This window comes from Fischerella thermalis PCC 7521 (assembly GCF_000317225.1).
Lineage (GTDB): Bacteria > Cyanobacteriota > Cyanobacteriia > Cyanobacteriales > Nostocaceae > Fischerella > Fischerella thermalis.
In genome coordinates this window covers 51,119-59,808 of sequence record NZ_AJLL01000101.1, presented here as the reverse complement: position 1 = coordinate 59,808, position 8,690 = coordinate 51,119, and the positions used below count along the sequence as shown (strand labels likewise).

Here is an 8,690-nt window from a genome sequence, read left to right as displayed (position 1 = left end):
AATTGCTAACTCTCTGGTAATATTTTGTTGCGGATTAGCTTTTTGCATTTTTTGCAACAGGTTAATTGCTTCATCAATAGTGATCAGTGCTGTATCAATTTGTTTAAGTGCTAATAATGATTCGGTTTTATTAATCCAAAATATCGGGTCTTTGGTGTCAAGAGCGATCGCTGTATCAAAAGCAGAGATAGCCTCATAGTATTGCTGGAGATTATAAAGTGCTTCTCCTTGACAATTCCAAGCATACACAGCTTTTGGTTCTATAATCGTAGCAGTCGAGCAGGACTCTAACATCTTGTTATATTCTTGCAAACCAGCGAGTGCATAACCTCGGTTAGTCCAAGCTTGATAATAGTTGCTATCGATGTTGAGAAGTTTGTCGAATTTAGCGATCGCCTTTTTATATTCTCCTTGATTGAAGAGTTTATTTCCTTCTTGAAAAAGAATGTTTACTTCTATATTTTTATAAAAACTCCAGCAAATGGCGCTGAATCCAAGTATTGCTAGTAAAATCCAAATACCTCGAAATATTAAAACTCTTGGTTGAAAAATTAAATTTTTGGCCTTAAGTATAGATCCTGGAAATAAGTTGTCGGAAGTCATTCTAGAACTGCTTGGAGGTGTAATTTCCAGTATGTTTGCTAATTGTTGGTCAACCCAGCTTAAATTAAAAACAGATTTGTAGATCTGGTTCGATATCTTTAATTTATTTTCTTGCTCAACAACTAAGCCTAAATTTAATAACTCTGTTTGGACTGGACTGTCCTGTACTGGTAATTCTCCTTGTTGCAAAATTTGCTGATACAATCTCAACAGCCATATAGAGTCACATCTGGGATTCGCAATCAAACCATCTTGAATTGTCTGTAAATGCTCAGCAGCTATCTGAGTTTGCCAATTTGTAATCAAGTGATTTTGTACTAACTGTTCAACTACGGCTGCTTCTTCACCAGCACCAATAAAACTTTCATACTCACACAGTAATTGACAAACCTTTTGAGTCAGGAAAGGTTGACCCCCTGTCCACGCCAGCACCTCTTGTACTAATATTTCTGGGCAACTAGCTTTGTCTGCTAACTTGAATAATTTGACGGTGCTGCGAATAAAAGGTCGCAAATTCACTAAATCTTGGTGAACCCAACTCAATTTCACAATAGATGGGTGAGGAGAATTAGATTCTTTGATGTTGTCCTGTTGCACTGCTAACCCCAGATTCAGTAACTCTTTTTGTTTTGAGAAGCGATCGCCTGTAACTTGTTTCCGGTGCAAACTTGATTGAATAAGTTTGTCTTTAACAGATAGTGTAATAGATAACTTGTAAAATCTATGATTAAACTGTTTTATGGTGAAGCCAAACAAGAAAATAATTCCTGTTGTACTGACACCAGGATTTACCTAAAGGCTTACTACCTCCCCTTGAGCTTGCTTTGATAAGGTATATATCATAGAAACTATTGTCAAGTTATGTGACTGATTTTAAACGTCTGTTTTATAGAATCTGTCAGACAATTTTGATTAATGATTATTAAGCATTTTGAGACACGATTATTGATATTTTCATCATCTCGCTAATTAAAACCATATGGTTATTTGTTATGAATCTTAAATATACTTACGTATATAGGAAAAGCTACAAAAAATTATTGACTAAATATCAATCATAAGCATTGGGATTTGAGACTTAGGAACTTGGCACTGCTTATCATCTGTATCACTCAAGCTTTGAGAAGTATCCCGCCTCGGAATAAAGTCCGAGTCTAATAGCATAATTCCGTTTTAAACGGACTCAAAGACTTTCCTAGTCAGATTTATTTGACTTAAGCTAAGAGCCAAGAAATTTATTTCTTGGCGGGACGAAAAATTGGTGCAAGATATGAATCTACTCAGATGTTATTGAAACATCAGCATAGGGAATCTTATGTGTAAGACTGATCCAACTACAAACCTATGCTAAGTACAGATGAGACCCAATCCCCCCTACAATTGCAGCATCGTCAAGATTTATTGCATCGAATCACATTACGGATTCGCCAGTCACTGGAGTTACAGGAAATTCTAGAAACGACTACAGCAGAAGTGCGATCGCTATTAGGAACCGATCGCGTCAAAATTTATCGATTTCATGCTGATGGTAGTGGTGAGGTGATCGCCGAATCAATTCATGGTGATCGCCTACCTTCACTTTTGGGTTTAAATTTTCCAGCTGATGATATTCCGCCCTATGCGCGTGAACTCTTTATCAAATCGCGTCAGCGTGTTGTTGTCGATATAGTTACCCAAACAACAACAGGCGCAAGCTTAAGAGAAAATCTGAATGAATCCACCACACAAGAACCAGAACAGCAGTTGCGTTATCGTCCGGTTGATCCTTGTCATGTGGAATATTTAACAGCAATGGGGGTACGCTCATCGGTTGTAGTCCCTATTCTGCATGATGATCGCCTTTGGGGTCTGTTGGTGTCACATCACTCCCAGCAACGTCATGTCAGCGAAGTTGAACTGCAATTTATTCAAGCTGTTACCGATCAAGTTGAAGTGGCGATCGCTCAATCAACTTTGCTGAGCCAAATGCGCGAACAAGCAGAAAGAGAAGCCAAAATCAATCAACTGACCACTGTGTTACATCGGTTGCCAACTGTGCAACTCCAGGCTGCTTTGGAAACAGTGGTGGAAATTTTTCAAGCATCCGGTGGACGACTATATCTCATGTCTCAAACACCTAATCAAGTTGATCAATTTTACGTGTATGGTGAACAGCCCACCGAACTAGTCAACGGTGGTGGACGACAAATAGAACAACATTTACTCTGGCAACAATACCTGCGATCGCCCGATCAGGAGATTTACAAAGTCTCAGCGCCTCAAGATTCGAGACAACAACTGTGGTCACAGTCAATGTACCTATCTGGGGATGAATGCCCTAATCCTAACTGCTGGGCAATTAACGACATCTACCAAGAACCCATCTTTCGCACAATTGTCACTTCCTTTCAGTCTACCCAAGTGCGAGGACTGTTGATTGTCCCCTTACGCTACGGTAAGCAAGCAATCGGCTGTCTGACTATTTTCCGCAACGAAATTGAAACAGAACGGCTATGGGCAGGGCGTTGTGACAACGACACCCGGCAAATCATAACGCAAATCTCATTTGAGACTTGGCGAGAACTCAGGCGCGGACAGGCAAAACCCTGGACAGAAAATGAGAAGAAACTGGCTGAGGTGATCGGGGGACATTTGGTCATGGCAGTACAGCAATATCGCCTTTATAGCCAAGTACAATCGCTCAATGCGAATCTGGAACGACAGGTAGAAGAACGCACGGCGGAACTACAACATCTGTTAGAACAGCAACAAGCTCTTTCCAACGGAATTGCTAAAATTCGCGCTTCGCTCAAACTAGGTGAAATTTTCCAAACTACGACCGAAGAGGTTTATCGGCTGTTGCAAGTTGATCGTGTGGTCATCTACCAGTTCAATCCGGACTGGAGTGGCAGTTTTATTGCCGAGGCTGTTGGAGAGAGTTGGACTAGCCTCCGGCAAGCCCAAGCCAGTAATACAGACATCCAAACTTACGTATCACAAAGCGATCACTGTATTGTCAGTAATTTTCTGGATGCGCCTGTCCCCAACATTGACACCTATCTCCAGGAAACCCAAGGAGGAGATTTTAGCCAAGGCTGTGCTGTCAAACGGGTTGATGACGTTGATACTATGAAATTTCCAGACTGCTATCGAGCAGTGCTGCAACAATTTCAGTGCCGAGCGTACGTAATTGTTCCCATTTTCCAAGCAGAGAATTTATGGGGATTACTGGCAGTTTACCAAAATTCTGGCCCTCGCCAATGGAAAGATATAGACATTGCTTTAGTGATGCAAATCTCAGATCAACTAGGGGTTGCCATTCAACAAGCAGAACTGCTGGAACAAACTCAGTCGCGAACTCAGCAGTTAACTAAAACTCTAGAAGACCTAAAACAGACCCAAACCCAACTGGTGCAAACTGAAAAAATGTCCAGTCTCGGACAATTGGTGGCTGGTGTTGCCCATGAGATTAACAACCCCATCAGCTTTATTTATGCCAATGTTATCCATGCTACAGAGTATATCCAGCAATTACTAGAGGTGATTCGTCTTTATCAACAACGCTATCCAGAACCAGACGCAGAATTACGCACTTACCTGAAAAAGATTGACCTAGATTTTATTACAGAAGATTTACCTCATTTACTGTCGTCTATGAAAATTGGTACTGAACGAATTCAGGAAATTGTCCAATCTTTGCGTACTTTCTCGCGGCTTGATGAAGCTGAGTTCAAATCCGTGGATATTCATGCAGGTATTGACAGCACACTAATGATTTTAGCCCACCGCCTCAAAGCACAACCAGATCGACAGGCAATCCAAATCATTAAAGATTACGGTCAACTACCTTTGGTTGATTGTTATCCAGGTCAGTTGAATCAAGTATTTATGAATCTTCTGTCTAATGCAATTGATGCTTTAGAAGAACAAAGCAACCAAAGATCGTCCGAACACAATTACACCAGTCAAATCAAAATTAGTACCCGTGTGATTGCCGAACAACAGGTTCGGATTTGCATTGCTGACAACGGTATTGGCATGAGTGAAGATGTGCGATCGCGTCTATTTAACCCCTTCTTCACAACCAAACCCATAGGTAAAGGTACGGGTTTAGGCTTATCTATTAGTTACCAAATAATCACCGATGGTCACAAGGGAAAACTCTCTTGCCAATCTACTCCAGGGCAAGGTACAGAATTTGTGATTGAGATTCCAATTCGGCACTATTCTAAACCTTGAAAAAGCACCAGGCGACGGTTAGCCGGACCCCAACTGCTACGACGCAAAGTGGGTTCTTGTCAACCGTAATACCAATCAAGCGTAGAAAAGACCATCAATCAAAATGTAGCCATTATTGTGACAAATTAATTTAGCTAGAGAGAAAAGAGGCTACATTTTTATCTTGACTACAAAACTTTGAGACCATAGCTTGCACCTAGCTCTGGTGCAAGATCTGAGTAAGCAAACTTATGTGTAATTTTGCGTTCTGTGTATGGAAACCGAGAATGTTGCTATTTTAACCTGTTTATTCCTGTTGACAGGTTTGCCGACAGCATGAAACTATCAGCTAAACTTAATATTGCATATTGGCTTTTTATAAACTCAGTAACTATACTTTTAACTGGTTGTTAATTTAACAACTTTTACTGCGAAATTGAATTATTAAGAAAAACAATTTATAAAACACTTGCAAAAAATTTCAAAAATACTCTACAATCAAAATTCATGTAAAATGATACTTAATTAACTTTAAGCACAAAATAAAAGCTTAACACAGCTAAAAAATACAAAAATCAGGTGCGCCTACTTGTTGCTTAATTATGTGTTTCCCTCAAGTATAGTTTCGATTACTTTGGCTCGGCAGAAGATTCCTTAGCACATAGATGCTGATTTGAGGAGTTGGTTTAAGAGTTGGTAGCTCAAATCTTTGATTTGAGTGTGATATCCATGCTCTTAGTGAGGAATAATATGTCGCTGAATAGGCTGAAATCGTTTTAGTTAGTCTTGCATTCATCTATATTTGTTCAGTTTTATCAAAGCAACAGGAAAAGAAAAACACAATATTTTGTTTTTGTATTTACATTGATTACAAGACTTAATAAATGTTGTAGATTATTTCTTTTGAAAAGTAGAAACTCTGGAATCTGAACTTAATTGATGAATGAAATTATCTCCAGCTTCATGAAGTAGTGATAGTTTACTTGAGAAACACGAGCAATGTTGAAAATTGATCGCAGTAATTACCAACATATTTTTAAATCCGGACAAACACATGCAACACCTACTCCAAAAGAACACAAATCTCTCTGGCAGCGATTTATAAGTCTGCCAGTCAGCAGCAAGAATTTGACGGTTTTAATTTTTTCTCAGTTAAGTCTGATTGTAGGTTTGGGTATTAACTCAACTGTAATCATGAATCGCAGTTTTCAAAGCCAATCACTGAAACAGGCAAAGTCAGAACTCGATATTGCAGATTTAAATTATAATATTAAATTAAATCAAGTCAACTTTAATTTGCACAATCAGGCAAATAATGCTGCTATTATTAATGCCGCTGAACTTGATGTATTAGACAATCAGTTTGATCAGTATAAGCAAAATCACAACACCAGAGTTAGACAAATTCTCAGAAATGAAGCTGAGAATTTAAATATAGAATATCTCGCCTTAGTTAGTATAGATAGACAGATAATTGCTGCTAGCAAATCCAAGTATCAAGTTAAAGTTTTTGACCCCCAAGGCTTAGTCAGTCAGGTATTAAAAAATCCTCGACAAATTCAAGCTCACACCGTAATTAACTCCTCAGAATTAAGTCAACAAGTGCCTTTGATGAGCAGTGATTTATCTAATCAAGATGCTCTGATGAATTATGCTTTAACTCCTGTAAAATCCCGAGAAAATAATCAAGTGATTGGAGTTTTAGTGGCTGGGGATGTAGTGAACGAACAAGAGAATAATGCACAACTTAATGCTTACAGCGCTGTTTACATAAATAAAGGAGCAGGGGAATTTGCTCTCGCTACAAGCCTGGCTAAAAGTAATAAAACAGACTTAACTAAAGCTATAGCAAATCTAGATTTACCTAATAAATCAATACTTGCACAAGCAGCAGTACGTTCAGGTGAAATTGTCACCGGTCAAATAATTATTGATCAACAACCTTACGCGATCGCAGCAAAAGCAATTCCCAACATCACTATTACCACAGCGAAAGGAAATACCCCTGTACTTACAGGTGAGCCAGTGGCTATTTTAGTGCAGATCACAAAAGAAACTGAACTGCAAACTTTAGTTAGACAAAATCGATTGCACTACGCCTTAGCAGCAGTTATTGCTTTAATTGTGATTGGAATTTGGACGTATATATTTAAGCGGACTACTGTTCAACAAATCGAAAAACTCAAAGACGCAATCCAAAAATTTACTAGTGGCGATCGCTTTGCAAGAGTCAGGATTTACACGAACGACGAAGTAGGGCAATTAGCTGTAGCTTTTAATCAAATGGCAGAAACAATTGCTCAAAAAGCTTACCAGCAAGAAAATGAAGGCAAGATTGCTAAACAAGTCAATAGTATCAATTTGCGGATTCGCGGATTGCTCAACACTGCCCAAATTTTGAATGTAGCAGTCACAACCATGCGAGAAGTCATCAAAGTAGATAGAGTCGTTATCTACCGCTTTGATGAAAATTGGCTGGGAACAATTGTAGCTGAGTGCGTTGATGATGAATGGCCAAGCGCTTTGGGTGCAGAGATTGCAGATCCTTGTTTTGCAAAAGACTACATTGACAAATATCAAAAAGGTCGTGTCCAAGCAATAGAAAATATTTATGAAGTAGGTTTAACCGAATGTCACATTGCTCAACTAGAAGCCTTTGCAGTCAAAGCAAATTTAGTCGCACCGATTTTGCTCAACAATAAGCTATATGGTTTACTGATAGCTCATCAGTGTTCTAGTCCCCGCCAATGGCAAGAATCAGAAATCGATTTGTTTAAGCAAGTAGCAATTCCTATTGGTTATGCATTAGAACAAGCATACGTGTTGGAACACTCCGAAAAAGCCCGTTCGCGTGCAGAATTACTCGCAATCGAACAAAGCCAACAAAAAGAAGCATTGCAACAGCAAATCATTAAACTACTGCGGGAAGTAGAAGGCGCATCCAAAGGTGATTTAACAGTGTACGCAGAAGTTACCCACGGGGAAATTGGTACAGTTGCAGACTTCTTCAACTGTATAGTTGAGAACCTCAGAGAAATAGTCACCAAAGTTAAAACATCGGCAATTCAGGTGAATACAGCCCTTGGAGAAAACGAAGGCGCAATTCGCCAACTCGCTAAAGAAGCCATCAAACAAGCAGTGGAAATCAACCGTACCCTTGATAGTGTCGAACGCATGACACTTTCTATTGCAGAGGTAGCAGATAATGCTCAAAAAGCCGCGCAAATTGCTCACACCGCTTCTCATACTGCTCAAAAAGGCGAGATAGCAATGGATTTGACAGTAGAAAAAATCTCTAACTTGCGCTCCACAATTGACGACACAACCAAAAAAGTCAAACGTCTTGGCGATTCTTCCCAACAAATTTCTCGAATTGTCTCTTTAATTAACGAAATTGCTGTGCAAACCAACTTGCTAGCAGTCAACGCTGGGCTAGAAGCTTCTAGGGCTGGTGAAAGCAGCCGGGGTTTTATGGTGGTTGCAACAGAAGTAGGTGAATTAGCAGCCCGTTGTTCTGACGCCACTCAAGAAATTAAGCAGATTGTCGAAAATATTCAACGAGAAACTAACGAAGTGATCAAAGCAATGGAACAGGGAACTACCCAGGTAGTCGAAGGTTCTCGCATCGTAGAAGATGCTAAAATCTCCCTCAATCAAATTCTGACAGTCTCTCGTGAAATTGATGAGTTAGTCCAATCAATTTCCCAAGCGACAGTTTCTCAAGTAGAAACATCCCAAGCAGTGACTAAATTAATCACAGAAATTTCTCAAGTGTCAGAAATTACTAGCGAATCCTCGCGTAGTATTTCTCAATCATTGCAGGAAACCGTAGGAATTTCTCGGGAATTAGAAGCAACTGTGGAGAAATTTAAAGTGAAGTGATGGGATTG

The 8,690-nt window shown here is 39.5% G+C and carries 3 protein-coding genes; 2 read left to right on the top strand and 1 reads right to left on the bottom strand.

From position 1 onward, the window contains the following. On the bottom strand, positions 1–1,269 hold a 1,269-nt coding region (locus tag UYK_RS24470; protein ID WP_235182371.1), incomplete at its 3' end, for a tetratricopeptide repeat protein. 678 nt (positions 1,270–1,947) lie between these two features. Here UYK_RS24470 and UYK_RS0122095 point away from each other — a divergent pair. Then, positions 1,948–4,821: a GAF domain-containing protein gene (locus UYK_RS0122095; protein WP_016872177.1), complete on the top strand. Its 2,874-nt coding sequence runs from the start codon at positions 1,948–1,950 to the stop codon at positions 4,819–4,821. Between the two features lie 978 nt (positions 4,822–5,799). Beyond that, the gene (locus UYK_RS0122090) at positions 5,800–8,682 is read left to right on the top strand and encodes a methyl-accepting chemotaxis protein (protein WP_016872176.1); all 2,883 of its coding nucleotides are present in this window, start codon (positions 5,800–5,802) and stop codon (positions 8,680–8,682) included. Positions 8,683–8,690: the final 8 nt, after the last annotated feature.

What these genes read in the sequence shown, in the direction of transcription:
- UYK_RS0122090 (WP_016872176.1), top strand. Translation starts at nt 5,800, where the DNA reads ATGTTGAAAATTGATCGCAGTAATTACCAACATATTTTTAAATCCGGA.
- UYK_RS0122095 (WP_016872177.1), top strand. Translation starts at nt 1,948, where the DNA reads ATGCTAAGTACAGATGAGACCCAATCCCCCCTACAATTGCAGCATCGT.